This is a genomic window from Kribbella albertanoniae, from assembly GCF_004348455.1.
GTDB lineage: Bacteria > Actinomycetota > Actinomycetes > Propionibacteriales > Kribbellaceae > Kribbella > Kribbella albertanoniae.
In genome coordinates this window covers 1-1570 of sequence record NZ_SMKA01000515.1, presented here as the reverse complement: position 1 = coordinate 1570, position 1570 = coordinate 1, and the positions used below count along the sequence as shown (strand labels likewise).

Genomic DNA, 1570 nt, shown 5'->3' with positions numbered 1-1570 from the left:
CCACCCAGCTCCCCCCAACCCCGTGCGCGGATACCTCGCCTGGAACGGTTTCTGGGTGGGGGGTGCCGTTCACCTCGACTGTGGCTTTGAGGGCGGCTATTTGGTGGCGGGCTGTTTGGCTCACCTGGACTGACAACGTGGGATCTACGGCGGCTACTGCGGCGTTGACGTAGGCCAGGTCGGCGCCGGCGTCCAGGAGGGCCCCTAGGAGCATGTCGCCCGAGGCGCCGGCGGAGCAGTCGATCCAGGCGACCTTCACGACTCGTCCTTGGCTTCTCGGGGGGCTGCTCGGCGGGCTACGCGGGCGGCGAAGACGCCGGCGCCGAAGCCGTTGTCGATGTTCACGACCGTCACTCCGGGGGCGCAGGAGTTCAGCATGCCTAGGAGCGCGGCCACTCCGCCGAACGAGGCGCCGTACCCGACGGACGTCGGCACGGCGACCAGCGGTACGCCGACCAGTCCGCCGACGACGCTGGGGAGTGCACCCTCCATCCCGGCGACGACGATCAGGCAGTCCGCCTCGTCCAACCGCTCACGGACGCCGAGGATCCGGTGCAGCCCGGCCACGCCCACGTCGGTGATCATCTCGACGTGCGCTCCGAAGACGCGTGCAGTCGTCGCCGCCTCGAGCGCAACCGGGGCGTCCGACGTACCGGCGGCCACCACGGCCACAGTCCCCCGGGAAACGGGAGGCGTCCCCAGAACCGCCGTACGGCCGACTGGGTCGACCACAGCCTCCGGCAGCTCTGCAGCGACCGCGGACTGGGCCTCAGGCGTGAGCCGGGTCGCCAGTACGGCGGTGTGCGGGTGGGTGGCGTGCAGGGTGCGCAGCAACTCGACCACCTGGGAAGGGGTCTTGCCGGCGCCGTACACCACCTCGGCGTCGCCGGTGCGTTCGAGCCGGTCGGTGTCGAGACGGGCGTAACCGAGGTCGTGAACCCCCGGCTGTGGTCCTTGGTCAGGCAAATGTGTCACGTCGTGAATCTACGTGCCCACTGCCCCGGACACCTCTTCCGGCCGTCGTTCTGCACGCTCCGCAACCACCTGAGTACTCAGGTAAACGCTGATGCCTTAGGCTCTCGTGCGTGTCTTCGACGTTAGCCGGTGCATTCGGGATCGCTGCCTTGTTCGTGGCGGTGCTCGCCCTCGTGTTCGCCATCCAGGCGGTCCGGGCCCAGACCGGTACGACGGCGACCGTCGTACCGGCTCCCGAGCCCGAACCCGAGCCGGAACCGCAGCCCGAGGCCAAGCCGGGCACGGTGAAGGCGGAACTGCGCAGGCTCGGCAAGGACATCGAGGTGACCCGCGCCGAGCTGCGGGACACCGTGCAGCACCTGGCGATCGTCCGGTACGACGCGTTCGGCGACACCGGCGGCAAGCTGTCCTGGTCCCTGGCCCTGCTGGACGACAATGGCCACGGTGTCGTCCTGACCTCGATCAACAGCCGCGCCGACGCCCGCACCTACGCCAAGGAGATCCGCTCCTTCGCCAGCGAGTCCAAACTCTCCCCGGAGGAAGAGGAAGCCCTCGAAACCCTCCGCAAAGACGCCGGCCCCACCCTCACCTAACC

General features: G+C 69.2%; 3 protein-coding genes. 1 reads left to right on the top strand and 2 read right to left on the bottom strand.

Annotated features, from left to right (window positions below; translation table 11 throughout):
- On the bottom strand, positions 1-259 hold a 259-nt coding region (larC, locus tag E1261_RS44715), incomplete at its 3' end, for a nickel insertion protein (RefSeq protein ID WP_132416440.1).
- Positions 256-975 carry a nickel pincer cofactor biosynthesis protein LarB gene (gene larB / locus E1261_RS44710; protein WP_132416438.1) on the bottom strand — a complete coding sequence of 240 codons (720 nt, stop codon included), beginning with the start codon at positions 973-975 and terminating at the stop codon, positions 256-258. The genes larC and larB, both read right to left, overlap by 4 nt.
- A 110-nt stretch (positions 976-1085) precedes the next feature.
- Here larB and E1261_RS44705 point away from each other — a divergent pair, with 110 nt between their 5' ends.
- On the top strand, positions 1086-1568 hold the full coding sequence (locus tag E1261_RS44705; RefSeq protein WP_238176860.1) for a DUF4446 family protein: 483 nt from the start codon (positions 1086-1088) through the stop codon (positions 1566-1568).
- Positions 1569-1570 lie beyond the last annotated feature (2 nt).